14 protein-coding genes and 1 tRNA gene are annotated in these 14,775 nt (G+C 71.1%); 3 read left to right on the top strand and 12 right to left on the bottom strand.

Annotated elements, in window-relative coordinates; translation table 11 throughout:
* Positions 1 to 600: a TetR/AcrR family transcriptional regulator gene (locus tag OHO27_RS24275; protein WP_328427096.1), complete on the bottom strand. Its 600-nt coding sequence runs from the start codon at positions 598 to 600 to the stop codon at positions 1 to 3.
* 164 nt (positions 601 to 764) lie between these two features.
* Between OHO27_RS24275 and OHO27_RS24270 the strand changes: the two genes are divergently transcribed.
* On the top strand, positions 765 to 3,998 hold the full coding sequence (locus tag OHO27_RS24270) for a S41 family peptidase (protein ID WP_328427095.1): 3,234 nt from the start codon (positions 765 to 767) through the stop codon (positions 3,996 to 3,998).
* A gap of 171 nt (positions 3,999 to 4,169) precedes the next feature.
* Here the strand turns inward: OHO27_RS24270 and OHO27_RS24265 are convergent, their stop codons facing one another.
* The 4 genes from OHO27_RS24265 to OHO27_RS24250 form a co-directional block, all read right to left on the bottom strand.
* Entirely contained in the window at positions 4,170 to 4,406 is a 237-nt protein-coding gene (locus tag OHO27_RS24265) for a hypothetical protein (RefSeq protein ID WP_328427094.1), read from the bottom strand.
* Between the two features lie 89 nt (positions 4,407 to 4,495).
* Positions 4,496 to 5,380, bottom strand: coding sequence for an SDR family oxidoreductase (locus tag OHO27_RS24260; protein ID WP_328427093.1), 885 nt, complete (start codon positions 5,378 to 5,380; stop codon positions 4,496 to 4,498).
* Entirely contained in the window at positions 5,377 to 6,321 is a 945-nt protein-coding gene (locus OHO27_RS24255; RefSeq protein WP_328427092.1) for an alpha/beta fold hydrolase, read from the bottom strand. Before OHO27_RS24255 ends, OHO27_RS24260 begins: the two co-directional genes overlap by 4 nt.
* A complete protein-coding gene (locus tag OHO27_RS24250; RefSeq protein ID WP_328427091.1) occupies positions 6,318 to 7,913 on the bottom strand; it encodes a flavin-containing monooxygenase in 1,596 nt (531 codons plus the stop codon). The genes OHO27_RS24255 and OHO27_RS24250 overlap by 4 nt, the downstream gene beginning before the upstream one ends.
* A 147-nt stretch (positions 7,914 to 8,060) precedes the next feature.
* On the opposite strand from OHO27_RS24250, the gene OHO27_RS24245 reads away from it, so the two are divergent.
* The gene (locus OHO27_RS24245; protein WP_328427090.1) at positions 8,061 to 8,711 is read left to right on the top strand and encodes a MerR family transcriptional regulator; all 651 of its coding nucleotides are present in this window, start codon (positions 8,061 to 8,063) and stop codon (positions 8,709 to 8,711) included.
* Between the two features lie 14 nt (positions 8,712 to 8,725).
* On the opposite strand, the gene OHO27_RS24240 is transcribed toward OHO27_RS24245, so the two are convergent.
* Complete coding sequence (locus OHO27_RS24240; protein WP_328427089.1) at positions 8,726 to 9,529, bottom strand: exodeoxyribonuclease III; 804 nt, start codon at positions 9,527 to 9,529, stop codon at positions 8,726 to 8,728.
* Between the two features lie 77 nt (positions 9,530 to 9,606).
* Here OHO27_RS24240 and OHO27_RS24235 point away from each other — a divergent pair, with 77 nt between their 5' ends.
* Positions 9,607 to 10,083: a GNAT family N-acetyltransferase gene (locus OHO27_RS24235; protein ID WP_328427088.1), complete on the top strand. Its 477-nt coding sequence runs from the start codon at positions 9,607 to 9,609 to the stop codon at positions 10,081 to 10,083.
* A 4-nt stretch (positions 10,084 to 10,087) separates the two neighbouring features.
* Here the strand turns inward: OHO27_RS24235 and OHO27_RS24230 are convergent, their stop codons facing one another.
* The 6 genes from OHO27_RS24230 to moaC form a co-directional block, all read right to left on the bottom strand.
* The gene (locus tag OHO27_RS24230) at positions 10,088 to 11,317 is read right to left on the bottom strand and encodes an MFS transporter (protein WP_328427087.1); all 1,230 of its coding nucleotides are present in this window, start codon (positions 11,315 to 11,317) and stop codon (positions 10,088 to 10,090) included.
* Positions 11,318 to 11,434: 117 nt separating this feature from the next.
* Positions 11,435 to 11,508: transfer RNA gene (locus tag OHO27_RS24225), tRNA-Ala, on the bottom strand.
* 70 nt (positions 11,509 to 11,578) lie between these two features.
* Positions 11,579 to 12,874 carry a divisome protein SepX/GlpR gene (gene sepX, locus OHO27_RS24220; RefSeq protein ID WP_328427086.1) on the bottom strand — a complete coding sequence of 432 codons (1,296 nt, stop codon included), beginning with the start codon at positions 12,872 to 12,874 and terminating at the stop codon, positions 11,579 to 11,581.
* Between the two features lie 172 nt (positions 12,875 to 13,046).
* Positions 13,047 to 13,706, bottom strand: coding sequence for a GNAT family N-acetyltransferase (locus OHO27_RS24215; RefSeq protein ID WP_328427085.1), 660 nt, complete (start codon positions 13,704 to 13,706; stop codon positions 13,047 to 13,049).
* A 20-nt stretch (positions 13,707 to 13,726) separates the two neighbouring features.
* Positions 13,727 to 14,263 (bottom strand): MogA/MoaB family molybdenum cofactor biosynthesis protein, encoded by a 537-nt coding sequence (locus tag OHO27_RS24210; RefSeq protein ID WP_328427084.1) that lies wholly within the window; start codon positions 14,261 to 14,263, stop codon positions 13,727 to 13,729.
* Positions 14,260 to 14,754: a cyclic pyranopterin monophosphate synthase MoaC gene (gene moaC, locus OHO27_RS24205; RefSeq protein WP_328427083.1), complete on the bottom strand. Its 495-nt coding sequence runs from the start codon at positions 14,752 to 14,754 to the stop codon at positions 14,260 to 14,262. Before moaC ends, OHO27_RS24210 begins: the two co-directional genes overlap by 4 nt.
* Positions 14,755 to 14,775 lie beyond the last annotated feature (21 nt).

The raw sequence follows: 14,775 nt of genomic DNA, 5'->3' as shown, positions 1-14,775 counted from the left end.
TCAGTGGGTGGGCGCGCCGAGGGCGGGGAGGACCACGGCGTCGATGTACGACATGAGGAAGGACTGCGTCGGCGGCCGGTCGTCGATCAGGGTGCGGGTGGCGAACGCGCCGACGAGCATGTGCACCACGTAGTCCAGCGCGGGGCAGTCGGCGCGGACCTCGCCGCGGTCGACGGCCCGCTGGACCACCCGGTTGAACTCCTCCATCTCCGGCTCGATGAGCAGTTCCTTGAAGGCCCTCAGAAGGTCGGGGTTGGCGTGCACCGCCATGAACAGACCCCGCATCAGCGCGGCGTTCTGCTGCATGTGGCAGTCGTCCTCGCGTGATGTGAGGGCGTGGAGGTCGCCCCGCAGGGACCCGGTGTCGACGTCGGCGATGTTCCCCGGCTTGTTGTGCCGGATCGCCTTCGCCACCAGCTCCGGCTTGCCGCCCCACTGACGGTAGAGCGTCGCCTTGCTGGACCGGGTGCGGGCCGCCACGGCGTCCATGGTGAGGGCGTCGTAGCCGACTTCCCGGAGCAGGTCGAGCACGGCCTCGTACAACTCGGCCTCGCGCTCAGGGGTGATCCGACTGCGACGTGCCGTTGCCGCCTCAGTCATGGCTCTCACCTTCCCACTCCGAACGACACGGTTTCGTACACCTAGAAGGTACCCCACTCCGCGAGCGAAACGAAACGGTTTCGTTCGTGTCCTGGGTCACGCGCACCCTTATGCCGGGCATGTCACGAGTTGCTCAGGTCCGCCCTCGGGAAAAGCATGGGTAGGTGAGCTATCTGCGCCTGCCGCACCTCCATGACGACCTGCTGTGCTTCGTGGCCGAGGACGACCTGTGGCTGGCCCCCCTCGACGGCCCGGCCCGCGCCTGGCGGCTCACCGTGGACCGCACCAAGAGCGGCCACCCCCGCTTCTCCCCCGACGGCCGCCACATCGCGTACACGAGCTGGCGCAGCCTGGTCCCCGAGATCCACCTCGTCCCGGTGGACGGCGGCCACGGCCGCCAGCTCACCCACTGGGGCTCGGCCGACACCCAGGTGTGCGGCTGGACCCCCGACGGCGTGATCCTCGCCGTCGCCTCGCACGGCGAGCCCTTCTCCCACTTCACCTGGGCCTACAAGGTCCGCCCGGACGGCGATCCCGGCCGCAAGCTCCCCTGGGGCCCCTGCTCCGACCTCCAGGTCGCCGACCTCGACGGCGAGCGCAAGTCCCTGCTCCTGACCGGCACCCCGCCGCACGAACCGGCCTCCTGGAAGCGCTACCGGGGCGGCGCCACGGGCAGGCTGTGGCTGCACGGCGAACGCCTGCTCGCGGACATCGGCGGCCACCTCGCCTCCCCCATGTTCGTCGGCGGCCGGATCGCCTTCCTCTCCGACCACGAGGGCATCGGCAACCTCTACTCGTGCGCGTACGACGGCTCCGGCCTGCGCCGGCACACCGACCACGACGCCTTCTACGCCCGGCACGCCGCCAGTGACGGCACCCGGGTGGTGTACCAGTGCGCGGGCGACCTGTGGATCGTGGACGACCTCGCCGCGGACTCCGAGCCGCGCCGGCTCGACGTACGCCTGAGCGGACCGCGCGCGGGCCGCCGTCCCTACCAGGTGCCGACCGCCCAGCACGTCGACGGCATCTCCGTGGACGAGACGGGCCGCGCGAGCGCCGTGGTCGTACGCGGCAGCCTGTACTGGCTCACCCACCGGGACGGCCCCGCCCGCACGATCAGCGACACCCCGGGTGTACGCGTCCGGCTCCCGGAGATGCTCGGCTCGGTCGGCCAGGTCGCGTACGTGACGGACGCCGAGGGCGAGGACGCCGTCGAGATCGCCTACCTGCCCAGGGCGACCGGCGACCGCGAACCCCGCCGACTGGCCTCGGGCGAGCTGGGCCGGGTCCTGGAGATGGTCGCCGACCCGCAGGGCGAGCGCGTCGCGATCGCCGCGCACGACGGACGCCTCCTGCTCCTGGACGTGACGGAGGACTCCAACGGCGAGGTCACCGAGCTGATCCGGTCCGTCAACGGCCCGGTGCGGGACCTGGCCTTCTCCCCGGACGGCAGCTGGCTGACGTGGTCCCACCCCGGCATCGGCCGCACCCTCCGCCAGATCAAGCTGGCCCGCATAAAGGACCGGATGATCGTCGACGTCACCAACGGCCGCTTCGAGGACGAGAATCCGGTGTTCACGCGGGACGGCCGCTACCTGGCCTTCCTCTCCTGGCGCGGCTTCGACCCCGTGTACGACGTCCACACCGGCGACCTGTCCTTCCCGCTGGGCTGCCGCCCCTACCTGGTCCCCCTGTCCTCCGCGACCCCCTCCCCCTTCGCCCTCAACCCGGAGGGCCGCCCCGCGGCCGGCGGCCTGGACCCGGTCGAGGACGAGGAGGGCGGGGACGGCGGCGCACCGACCGTCGAGATCGAGGGCCTGGAGAGCCGCGTCACTCCCTTCCCGGTCACCGCATCCAAGTACTCGGCGCTGTACCCGGTCGCGGGCGGCGGACTGGTGTGGCTGCGCTGGCCGATCTCGGGCGCGCTGGGCGAGACGTTCGCCAACCCGGACGACATGACCGGCCGGCCGACCCTCGAACACTTCAGCATCAGCAAGGCGAAGAAGTCCGAACTCGTCGACCATCTCGACTGGTTCGCGGTGAGCGGCGACGGCACCCGGCTGGTCCTGGTCGACGAGAACGACCTGCGAGGTGTTCCGGCCTCCGAGTCCGGCGACAGTGACACGACGGTGTGGATCGACCTGCGCCGCATCCTGCACCAGGTCGACCCGACGGCGGAGTGGAGGCAGTCCTACGCGGAGGCGGGCCGGCTGATCCGGGCGTACTTCTGGGAGCCGGAGATGTGCGGCATCGACTGGGACGCGGTCCTCGCCCAGTACCGCCCGCTCGTGGAACGGGTCGCCTCCCCCGACGAGTTCGCGGACCTGCTCCGCGAGGTCCTCGGCGAACTCGGCACGTCACACGCCTACGTCTCCGCAGCCCGCCGCAACGAGGGCCCGGCCCACTACCAGCGCTGGCAGGGCCTGCTCGGCGCCAACTTCGTACGCCGCGACGAGGGCTGGATGGTCAAGCGCATCCTCCCCGGCGAGTCCTCCGACTCCAAGGCCCGCTCCCCGCTGGCAGGCACCGGAATCCGGGAAGGCGCGGTCCTCACCCACGTCGACGGCCGCCCCGTGGACCCGGTCACCGGGCCCTACCCCCTCCTGGCCGGCGCCGGCGGCACGACGGTGGAGCTGACGTTCACGCCGGCAGAGGGCGAGGCGGGCCGGGCACGCCGCGTGGCGGTGGTCCCCCTCATCGACGAACGCCCCCTGCGCTACCAGGACTGGGTCGCCAAACGCCGTGCCGTCGTAAGGGACTTGAGCGGCGGCCGCTGCGGCTACCTCCACATCCCGGACATGGGCGGCTCGGGCTGGGCCCAGTTCAACCGGGACCTGCGCATGGAGATGTCCCGCCCCGCACTGATCGTGGACGTACGCGGCAACGCGGGCGGCCACATCAGCGAGCTGGTCGTGGAGAAACTCACCCGCACGATCCTCGGCTGGGACCTCACCCGCAACGCCCAGCCGGTGTCGTACGCCTCGAACGCCCCGCGCGGCCCGGTCGTCGCCCTCGCCGACGAGGCGACCTCCTCCGACGGGGACATGATCACGGCCGCCTTCAAACTCCTCAAACTGGGCCCGGTAGTGGGCCAGCGCACCTGGGGCGGAGTCGTCGGCATGACCGGCCGCCACCGCCTGGGCGACGGCACGGTGATCACGGTCCCGATGAACGCGGCCTGGTTCGACGCGTACGGCTGGAGCATCGAGAACAAGGGGGTGAGCCCGGACGTCGAGGTCCTGCGGACGCCGCTGGACTGGGCGGAGGGGAAGCATGCACAGCTGAAGGACGCGGTGGAACTGGCGCTGGAGCTGTTGGAGACCAACCCCCCGGCGACACCGCCGGATTACGCACACGTACCGGACCGGTCAAGACCAAAATTGCCGCCGCGTTCTTGAGGTGCGGTGGCACCCACCTCCTCAGGGGCGCGGGGCTGTATCAATGTGCGGCTCCGCCGCGTGGGCGCGACCAGCCCCCACCGGGCCCGCACCCGACAACGCACCCCTCCAAGCCAAAACGCGGGGCACCCACCAGAACAGTGGGCGCCCCGCGCTCAGCGAACCGACTGACTACCGGTCGTAGTCGTGGTCGAGGCGCTCCTCGTCCTCACGCATGCGGTCAGACTCCTCGTCCCGCTGCGGCCGCTGCGGACGGCCCCGCTCCGGCTGCCCCTGCGGACGGCCACGCTCCGGCTGCCCCTGCGGACGCTCCCGCTCCCGCTCCTGCTCCTGCTCCTGCTGACCGTGCTGACGCGCACGCTCCTGCAGCTGCTCGGACTTCTCCTTGAACTGGTCCTTCATGCCCATGTGGGTTCACTCCCGTAGTGAGTGGGGGGGTTGGCCCCTCGGTGGGGCCTCGACCAGATTCACACGGGCGATAACCCTGCGCATGTCGATCAGTTACGCCGAGTAATACGCTCCTGCTCATCGGCGGCGCCGCCCGCTCCGACCAGCCCCGTGCGCACTCCCACCAGCCGGTCCCCGAAGCGCCGCATCTCCCGTTGCCCCACGGTCCCGATGATCCCCGGCAGATAGCCGCGGATCCCCTGCATCCCCCGCAGCCACCACTGCCCGTAGACATGGCTGGAGCGCCGCTCGATACCCGCCACGATCCGGTCGACCGCCGGTCCCAGCGGATAGGTCTTGTTGGAGGGCCACGGCAGCCGCTTCCTCAACTCCCGCATGACGTCGTCCTGATCAGCGCCGCGCACCATGTCGGTGTCGGTCCAGGACAGATACCCGACCCCCACCCGCACGCCCTTGTAACCGACTTCGGCCCGCAGACTGTGCGCGTACGCCTCCACACCCGACTTGGACGCGCAGTAGGCGGTCATCATCGGCGCCGGAGTGATGGCCGCGAGCGAGGCGATCTGCAGCAGATAGCCCCGGCTCTCCATCAGCACCGGCAGGAACGCGCGAGCCGTCACCGCCGACCCGATGAGGTTGACCTCGATGACCCGCCGCCACGCCTCCGGGTCGGAGTCCACGAAGGGTCCCCCGCTGGCGACACCCGCGTTGGCGACGACGATGTCGACCTTCCCGAACCGTTCCTTCACCTCCCGCGCCACCCGCGCCATCGCCTCGTGGTCCGTCACGTCCGCGTACCAGTGGTCGCTGTCGCTGTGCAGCCGTGCGGAGACCTGCTTGAGGGCGTCCGCCTCCAGCCCGACGAGCGCCACTTTCGCGCCGCGCGCCGAGAGCTTGCGGGCGAGCAGCTCCCCGACGCCCCGTGCCGCCCCCGTGACGACGGCGACCTGCCCTTCGAGGCTCACCCTGCTCATGCGCCCTCCTTGACCTGCGTGTACGTCTTGGCCTGCGGGTACGTCATTGCCAATTCGCGTATCTTCCCGGTCACCAGCTCGGGCGCCTCGACCGGTGTCATGTGCCCGAGGCCGGGCAGTTCGGTGACGCCGAGGCAGTGCGGCAGCGCGGCGGCCAGCGAGCGGGCGTGCACCGGCGGAGTCAGGCGGTCGGCCGTGCCGACGACCACCGCGGTCGGCACCGTCAACTCCCGCACGCCATGGTCGAGATCGAGCAGATCCAGCACGTTCGACCAGGCGTATCGCACCTTGCGCGGACACGCGTGCACGATCCGCGCGCACGCCTCGACCATGTGCGAGGCCGAACCGGGGCCCATCGTCGCGTACTTGAGGATCGACCTGGCGATGGGCGTGACCGGCCCGAGCGGCGCGCGCGAGCCGAGGATGTGCTTCGTCAGCCAGGTCCGCAGCCGCCCCGGCCGCATCGGCACGACCGTGGACTCGGCGACCAGCCGCGAGGCGCCCGTGCTGCACAGCAGGACCGCGGCGGCGTGCGCACGGAACCCCGGGCGGGTGGCGGCGGCCATCACCGTCATGCCGCCCATGGAGTGCCCGACGATCACGGCTTTCTCGCCGGGTGCGAGCGTCGCCTCCAGTACGGCTTCGAGGTCGTCGGCGAGGGCGTCGCTGCTGCACGCCGGGCTCGCCGGGCTGCGTCCGTGGCCGCGCTGGTCGTAGGCGATGACCCGGTGGTCGACGGCCAGCTCCCGGATCTGGGCCGCCCAGAAGGCGGTCGAACAGGTCCAGCCGTGTGCGAGCACGACGGCGGGCGCGGACGTGTCGTCGACGGGACCGTGCACCTCCACGTGCAGGCGCGCGCCGTCGGCGGATATCGCCGTCAGCTCACGGGCGGGGGCGGGCGGGGCGTACGGCCCGGTGGCGACGTGCATCAGCCGGCTCACGCGGTCACCCCCGACGTGGCGTCCTTGGAGTTGGCGTCCTTCGACTTGGCGTCCTCCGACCTGCCGTTCTTCGCCTTGCTGTCCTGTGACTCTGCGTCCTGCGCCTTGTCGCCCATCTCGGCCGGCGCGCGCAGGAGTTCGTACTCCGCCAGATCCACCCGGCGCGTGGCACGGCGGAACTCGGTCGTCGTACCGGGCCAGACGGTCGTGTTGCGGCCGCTGGCGTCCAGGTACCAGCTGGTGCAGCCGCCCGTGTTCCACACCGTCCGCTTCATGCGCTCCTGAACCCGCCGGTTCCAGGCGTGCACGGCGCTGGGCCGGGCGTCCAGAGCCGCGCGTCCGCCGAGGACGTCCAGCTGCTTCACGAAGTCGGCCATGTAGTTCAGCTGGGACTCGATCATGAGGATCATGGACGAGTTCCCGAGCCCCGTGTTGGGCCCGATGATCGTCATCCAGTTCGGGAACCCGGCGGCGGACGCGCCGCGCAGCGCCTCCATCCCGCCCTTCCACGACTCGGCGAGGGTCTGCCCCTGCGCACCCACCACCCGGTCCGCGATCGGCATGTCGGTGACGTGGAAACCCGTACCGAAGACGATCGCGTCGACCTCGGCCTCGCTGCCGTCGGCCGCGACGAGGGTCGAGCCGCGCACCTCGCTCAGACCACTGGCGACGAGGTCCACGTTGGGCTGGGCGAGCGCCGGGTAGTACTCACTGCTCAGCAGGATCCGCTTGCAGCCGATGCGGTAGTCGGGGGTCAGCTTGGCGCGCAGGGCCGGGTCCTTGATGGAGCGGGCCATGTTGCGCTTGGCCAACTGCTCGATCAGACCGAGCTCGTTGGGGCGCTTGGTGAACGCCTGGACCTGCAGCTCCCGGATTCCCCACAGCAGTCCGCGGCGCAGTTGCGCGGTGAGGGGCAGGGCCCGGTGCAGGGAACGCTCGACGCCGCTGATGGCACGGTCGACGCGGGGCATGACCCACGGCGGGGTGCGCTGGAAGAGCGTGAGCCGCTCGACCTGCGGCTGGATGGACGGCACGATCTGGATGGCGGAGGCGCCGGTGCCGACCATCGCGACGCGCTTGCCGCGCAGGTCGAAGTCGTGGTCCCAGCGGGCGGAGTGGAAGACCTTGCCCGGGAAGGAGTCGAGCCCCGGGATGTCCGGCATCTTCGGGTCGGACAGCGGCCCGGTGGCGGAGACGACGAGGTCGGCCGACAGCTTGCCCCCGCTGGTCTCGATGTCCCAGCACAGCCGCTCGGCGTTCCAGGTCATCCGCTGCACCTCCGAGTTGAAGCGGATGTGCGGCCGCAGCCGGAAGACGTCGGTGACGTGCTCCAGGTAGGCGCGGATGTGCTGCTGGCCGGAGAAGGTGCGCGGCCAGTCGGGGTTGGGCGCGAAGGAGAAGGAGTACAGATGGGACGGCACGTCACACGCGCACCCCGGATAGCTGTTGTCCCGCCAGGTGCCGCCTACGCTGTCGGCCCGCTCCAGGACGACGAAGTCGGTGACGCCCTCGCGCCGCAGCCGTACAGCGGCCCCCAGCCCGCCGAACCCGGACCCGACCACCGCGACCCGCACATGTTCGCGTTCGGCCATGCCTTGCCTCCCTAGCTTCTCCCGGACCCCGGAAACCGGAACCATGCCAGTGAACACTGGCACAATGGGGAGAGTAGAGGAGCTCCGTACCGACCGGTAGGGGTCGGCACGAGGAAAGTTACCGCCGGTACGAATTAAGGTTCCCGGGTGACCGAGAAGCGTGAATACCGCATGGAGGAACTGGCCCGCCTGGCCGGCATCACGGCGCGCACCCTGCGCTTCTACCGCGAACGCAAGCTGATCCCGCCACCCCGCCGCGAGGGCCGCATCGCCTGGTACGGCGACCAGCACCTGGCCCGCCTGCGCACGATCTCGGCACTGCTGGAACGCGGCCACACCCTGAACGGCATCGCGGAACTCGCCGACGCCCTCGACCACGGCCGCGACGTCGCCGACCTCCTCGGCGCCGCCCCCACGGAGGAGGAGCCGGTCCGCCTCACCCCCGAGGAACTCGCCGGCCGCTTCGAAGGCCAGGTCACCCCGGAGAACCTCGCCGCCGCCCTGGACCTCGGCTACCTCGGCACCGACGGCGGCGAGATCGTCCACATAAGCCGCCGGCTCCTCGACGTCTCCTCGGCCCTGGTCCGCGAAGGAATCCCCCTCGCAGAGGTCCTTGCGGCAGGCAAGCAGGTCCGCGAACACGTGGACGAACTCGCGGAGATGTTCGCCGAACTGGTCCTGCGCCACGCCCACGAGGACGACCTCCAGCGCCTGCGCCCGCTCGCGCGGAGCGTGGTGGAGGCGGAGCTGTCGTTGGCGCTGGACCGACGGCTGCGCAAGCAGGGCGAGCAGGACTGACGGCGAGGGCCGGGCTAGCGGCCGTAGACCACCGTCACCGGCGCGTGGTCCGACCACCGCTCGGCATGCGTCGCCGCGCGCTCGACGTATCCCTTGAGCGCCATGGCGGCGAGCCCGGGCGTCGCCACCTGGTAGTCGATGCGCCATCCCGCGTCGTTGTCGAAGGCGCGCCCGCGGTACGACCACCACGAGTACGGCCCCTCCACATCCGGATGCAGCTCCCGTACGACGTCGACATAGCCCCCGGCACCGCCGTCGAACACCTCGGTCAGCCACTCCCGCTCTTCCGGCAGGAAGCCCGAGTTCTTGGTGTTGCCGCGCCAGTTCTTCAGGTCGGCCTGCTGGTGGGCGATGTTCCAGTCACCGCAGACCAGGACCTCGCGGCCGTCGGCGGCGGCGCGCTCGCGCAGGGCCTTCAGGTAGGCGAGGAACTCGCCCATGAAGCGGACCTTCTCGTCCTGCCGCTCCGTGCCCACCTCGCCGGAGGGGAGGTAGAGCGAGGCGACCGTCACACCCGGGAGGTCGGCCTCGACGTAGCGCCCGCTGTCGTCGAACTCACTCGACCCGAAGCCGACCTGGATCCGGTCGGGCTCGCGGCGGGTGTAGAGGGAGACGCCGGCGCGGCCCTTGGCCGCGGCGGGCGCGTGCACGACGTGCCAGCCGTCGGGCGTGCGGACGGACTCGGGCAGCTGCTGCGGCTCCGCGCGCACCTCCTGAAGGCACAGCACATCGGCCTCGGTGCCGGCGAGCCACTCCACGAAGCCCTTCTTCGCGGCGGCCCGCAGCCCGTTCACATTCACAGAGGTCACAGTGAGCACTCGGGCACCCTACCGGCACACTGGACGGTGTCCGATTCTGGAAACCCTTGATCTTGAATTGATATACGGTATTTAGCATGCATATACGTCCTGTCCCGTTCGACCACCCCGACGCCGCCAAGCTCAACGACCAGGTGCAGGCCGAGTACGGCGTTCGCTACGGCGACGACGGCGACGCAACGCCCCTGGACACGGCGGACTTCAGACCGCCGTACGGCCTCTACCTGATCGCGTACGACGCGCTCGGCACCCCCGTCGCCTCCGGCGGCTGGCGGTCACAGGACGAGAACGGCGAGGGCAACGAGGACGGGGACGCCGAGCTCAAGCGGATGTACGTCATCGAGCAGATGCGCGGGCGGGGCCTGGCGAGACGCGTCCTGGCCGCGCTGGAGGAGGACGCGCGTGCGGCGGGCCGCACGCGCATGGTGCTGGAGACCGGGACGAAGCAGCCGGAGGCGGTGGCGCTGTACACGTCCAGCGGCTATGAACCGTGCCGGAAGTTCGGCTACTACCGCTTCCACGAGCTGAGCCTGTGTTACGCGAAGGCGCTGTGAGCGCTCAGTCCCGTGCGGCGTTGACGCGGTAGAGGTCCCGCACACAGAGGTTGAGGACGGTGGCGGCGACCACGAGCCCGGCGCACGCCAGCAGCACCGTCCGGTTGCCCCAGCTGCCGGCGGCGAGCGCGGTGAGCAGGTAGCCGAGCGGAATGGCCAGCCGCTCCCCGACGCTGTTGAACGCGCTCATGCGCCCCAACTCGCTCTGCGGAACGTGCTGCTGGAAGGCGGTCGTCCACGCGACGATCGCCACGTCCAGCGCGATCCCCGCGAGCAGGGCGGCCAACAGCAGCCAGGGCAGCGGCAGTCCCCACGCCATGACGAGCAACGGCCCGGCGAGCGGCGCACCTGCCACGACCGCCACGACCATCAGCCGGTACGGCCGCCAGCGCAGGCACACCACGGTCCCGACCAGCAGCCCCGCGGAGAACGCGCCCGCCACGAGCCCCCAGTCCCGCGCCCCCGCGTACTGTTCCGCCGCGACGACCGGCCCCAGCAACTGGAAGCCGGCCAGCCAGGCGGCGACGAGGACGGCCCCGGCGATCGTGTAGGTCCACAGCCAGGTCCGCGACCAGAAGCCGGTCCAGCCCTCCCGCAGGTCGCTCAGCGCACTGGTGACGGTGACGGGCGCATCCAGGCGCAGCCCGCGCAGCAGGACGGCGGCCACGGCGAAGGTGAGCGCGTCCCAGGCCAGCGCCCAGGCCGGGCCGCTGACCGCGACGACGACTCCGCCGATGGCCGGCCCGAGCACTTTGACGGCGTTGCTCGGCAGCCTGAGCAGGGCGTTGGCCTGCTGCAACTGCTCCGCCGGCACGATCTGCGGCACGGCCCCCTGGGTGGCGGGCACGGTGAAGGCCAAGGCCGTCCCCGAGACAAAGCCGCAGACCGCGATGGAGGTGGTCGTCGCCTGCCCGAGGGCGAGGGCGAGGGCCAGTGCCCCTTGCGCGGCGGCCGCCAGCAGATTGCCGAGGAAGAGCAGCCTGCTCCGGGAGACCCGGTCCGCGAGCACTCCGCCCACGAGGAGGAAGACGATGGTCGGCACGGTGTTCGTGGCGAGCACCACACCGAGGTCCCCGGCCCCGCCGCCCTCCCCGATCACGGCGTAGGCGAGCGCAAGCGGCGCCATCGCGGATCCGGTGGCCGAGATGAGACTGGCGGTCACGAACCGCCGGAAGCGCGCGTTCCGCAACGGCGCCACGCGCTCCGCCGGTAATTCCGCGGTGGCCTTCTGCATAGTCCCCCCTCAAGACGTGACCCCTTGGGAACTACCTGGGAACAACAAAGATCCCGCCCGATCAACCGATCGGACGGGATCTTTCAACTGCCCAAGTTCCTTGGAAAGTTGTTGCGGTGGACCTGAGGGGATTCGAACCCCTGGCCCCCTCGATGCGAACGAGGTGCGCTACCGGACTGCGCCACAGGCCCTTGCAACGAGTGAAACTTTAGCACCCCGATCGGCGTGCTTGGTAATCCGTTCCCTGGCCGGACGGGGTGGCTACTCGTTCGCGGCTCGCGGCCGCTCGCCGTCCTCGAACTGGTCGAACAGCGGCGTACGGCCCCGCTCACGCGCCCGGCGAGCGGAGGCGGCCCGGCGCGCGTCGCTGCGACCGCCCCCCTCGGCCTTCTCGTCCTCGCGACCCGCGTCGCCCGGCTCGGCACCCCGCGCGGACCCGTCCGCGGCCTCGGCGCCCGCCTCCCGGTCCCGGCCGACGGGGCTCGACCGTGCCGAGCTCCAGGCGTCCGGCGCGCCGAGGTCCACATCGGATGTGGCCCGAGGCGCGACCGGCGCGGTCACGTACGTCGGCAGCGGCACCGGCACCGGGTCCCAGCTGTCGCCGTGGCCGGGCCTGCGCTGCCGCTCGCGCTGCTGGTCGACCCACTCGGCATGGTCGGTCTGCTCGACGAGGGCGCGCCGGTCCGCGGCGAGGGCGGAGAGCCCGGGGTCGGTACCTGGTTCGGGCCTCTCGTCGGACTCGTCGAGACCGGCACCGGCGTCGGCGGGGCCGCGCCGGCGTGACTGGCGCGCATGCTCGCGAAGCCGCTGCGCGGCGACCTCGGCGCGGCGCCGGTCCATCTGGTAGGCGAAGCGGCGGCGCTCCTGGGAGCGCAGATACGCGATGTACCCGCTGAGCATCACGGCGGGAACGCCGGGCGCCCACAGGAACGCGAGCCCGCCGACCGCGGCGACGATCGCGCCGAGGGTGAAGGCGAGGAAGAGGACGACGGTCGTACGCCGACGGCGCGCGAGCGCCTTCAGGCGCCGGGCGCGCGCTGCTGCCGCCTCCTCCGAGGGCGAGGGCGCCCGCCGGGCGGCGGGCACTCGCTTGCGTGCCTTGGCTGCAGGGCCGGAGCCCGCTTCGGCCGCTGGCGCGCCCGCGCGTTCGGGGGCCTGCCTGGACCCGTGTTCGGGTGCCGGTTTGCCCCCCTGTTCTCGCATGGATTCCCGCGCGGATTCCCGTGCCGGCTCCGGGCGCCCCGGCGCCTGCTCCTGTACCGCAGCCTGGGCCTGCGGACGGGTCGGAGGCATGGCGAAGGCCCGGACGTCCACCGACTCGGTGACGTCGCCCGGGTCATCGGCGCTGGGCTCCCCCTCCTCGGTGGAGCGCGCGCGCAGGTCCTTGGCGTACCGGCGCTCCATCCCCGCCCGTCCGGACAGCAACCGGATGGCTGTGCTGAAGCGTTCCGTCGGACGGGCCTCGTTCAGCTCGTCCTGCCTACGGAGCCACATCGGCACCAAGTAGGCGGCCCAGGCCCCGACAATGACTGCGTAGATGAGGCCGCTGCTGCTCACGTCTCACACGGTAGAGGGGTTTGCGTGAGGCCATCCGCCAATTGAGCCGGTGTGTCGCACGATCTGGCTGATATTTCGAACTTTTTTTGTGACCGATGCGATCAGCAGCCCGCTGAGGGTGCGAATTTAATGCCCCGAGGCGGTCATCCGGCGATCAATTTCGAACACTTATTCAATTTCCGGGCCAGGCGCGATTCCCCTGGCTGTTCTGGCGGGTGTCCTGCGGGTTCGACTGCGAGGTCTTCTGCGAGCTCGCCCGGTGCCAGCGGCCGAGCAACCCTTCCGGCACCTCTTCCGCCGTGAGCGCGAAGACGAGATGGTCGCGCCAGGCTCCGTCGATGTGGAGATATCGCGGACGCAGCCCCTCCTCGCGGAATCCGAGTTTCTCCACGACCCGGCGGCTGGGCGCGTTCTCGGGGCGAATGCAGACCTCGATGCGGTGCAGACCAACGGTGCGGAAACAGTGGTCCACCACGAGGGCCACGGCGGTCGGCATCACGCCGCGGCCCGCCACCGCCTCGTCCACCCAGTAGCCGACGTGTCCCGAGCACATCGAGCCCCAGGTGATCCCGGCGACGGTCAACTGCCCCACCAGCCGGCCCTGGTACTCGATGACGAACGGCAGCATCCGGCCCGAGTGCGCCTCGGACCGCAGATGCCGGACCATCTGGCGGTAGGTCGGCCGGTGTGTGATCGGTCCGCTGGGCGTGGGCGGCGGAATGGTCGCCTCCCAGGGCCGCAGCCAGTCCCGGTTGCGCCGGTTGACCTCGCGCCAGGCCCGCTGGTCGCGCATCTTTATCGGCCTCAGGACGACATCGCCGTCCCTCAGCACGACGGGCCAGGATGGGCTGTTCAGCTCGCACCCCCGCTGCTGGGTCTGGGGTGGTCGCCGCCGCGGATCTGGTCGACGGCGTGGGCCAGCAGGGGCTCCAGGACGGCCAGCCCGTCCTTCACCCCGCCGCTGGAGCCGGGCAGGTTGATGATCAGCGTGCGCCCGGCGACTCCGCTGAGCCCCCGGGACAGTGCCGCCGTGGGCACCTTGTCCCGTCCGAACGCCCTGATCGCCTCGGCGATGCCCGGCACCTCGAAGTCGAGGAGGGCACGGGTCGCCTCGGGGGTGCGGTCGGTCGGCGAGATGCCGGTGCCGCCAGTGGTGACGATGACGTCGTACCCGGCGTCGACTCCGGCGCGCAGAGCGGCCTTCACGGGGTCGCCGTCGGGCACGACCTGCGGTCCGTCGACCGCGAAGCCGAAGCCCTTGAGGCCGTCGGCGATCAGCGGGCCGCCCTTGTCTTCGTAGATCCCGGCGGCGGCTCGGTTGGAGGCGGTGACCACGAGGGCGCTGTACGGCGCGAGCAGTGCACCACCGATCGACGCGTCCAGTGTCATGCCCGGCTCCAGTCGCCCGACTTGCCGCCCGTCTTCTCCTCCACGCGCACGTCCGTGATGACCGCTCCCTTGTCGACCGCCTTCACCATGTCGATCACGGTGAGCGCGGCGACGGAGACCGCGGTGAGGGCCTCCATCTCGACGCCCGTGCGGTCCGTCGTCTTCACGGTGGCGAGGATCTCCACCGCGTCGTCCGCGACCGACAGATCCAGTTTCACACCGGACACCGACAATGGGTGGCACAGCGGGATCAGGTCCGGTGTGCGCTTGGCGCCCATGATGCCCGCGATACGGGCGGTGGCGAGGGCGTCGCCCTTGGGTACCCCCTCGCCGCGCAGCAGCTCGACCACGCGGGGCGAGACGAGGACGCGTCCGCTGGCGCGGGCGGTGCGCGCGGTCACGGCCTTCTCGGAGACGTCGACCATGCGGGCCGCGCCCACGTCGTCGATGTGCGTGAGGCGTTCCTGGCTGGGTGGGTCCTGCATGCTCATGCTGGTCTGGCGCTCCCGGTC

Origin of the sequence: Streptomyces sp. NBC_00443 (assembly GCF_036014175.1) — a bacterium.
In the GTDB taxonomy this organism is placed as follows: domain Bacteria; phylum Actinomycetota; class Actinomycetes; order Streptomycetales; family Streptomycetaceae; genus Streptomyces.
The sequence above is the reverse complement of the archived record's forward strand: the minus strand, read 5'-3'. Positions and strand labels throughout refer to the sequence as shown.

Bases quoted from the DNA above. Each gene is read 5' to 3' on its own strand.
- OHO27_RS24275 (WP_328427096.1), bottom strand. From the start codon at position 600: ATGACTGAGGCGGCAACGGCACGTCGCAGTCGGATCACCCCTGAGCGC.
- OHO27_RS24230 (WP_328427087.1), bottom strand. From the start codon at position 11,317: ATGCAGAAGGCCACCGCGGAATTACCGGCGGAGCGCGTGGCGCCGTTG.
- OHO27_RS24265 (WP_328427094.1), bottom strand. From the start codon at position 4,406: ATGGGCATGAAGGACCAGTTCAAGGAGAAGTCCGAGCAGCTGCAGGAG.
- OHO27_RS24260 (WP_328427093.1), bottom strand. From the start codon at position 5,380: ATGAGCAGGGTGAGCCTCGAAGGGCAGGTCGCCGTCGTCACGGGGGCG.
- OHO27_RS24250 (WP_328427091.1), bottom strand. From the start codon at position 7,913: ATGGCCGAACGCGAACATGTGCGGGTCGCGGTGGTCGGGTCCGGGTTC.
- OHO27_RS24210 (WP_328427084.1), bottom strand. From the start codon at position 14,263: ATGACACTGGACGCGTCGATCGGTGGTGCACTGCTCGCGCCGTACAGC.
- OHO27_RS24235 (WP_328427088.1), top strand. From the start codon at position 9,607: ATGCATATACGTCCTGTCCCGTTCGACCACCCCGACGCCGCCAAGCTC.
- moaC (WP_328427083.1), bottom strand. From the start codon at position 14,754: ATGAGCATGCAGGACCCACCCAGCCAGGAACGCCTCACGCACATCGAC.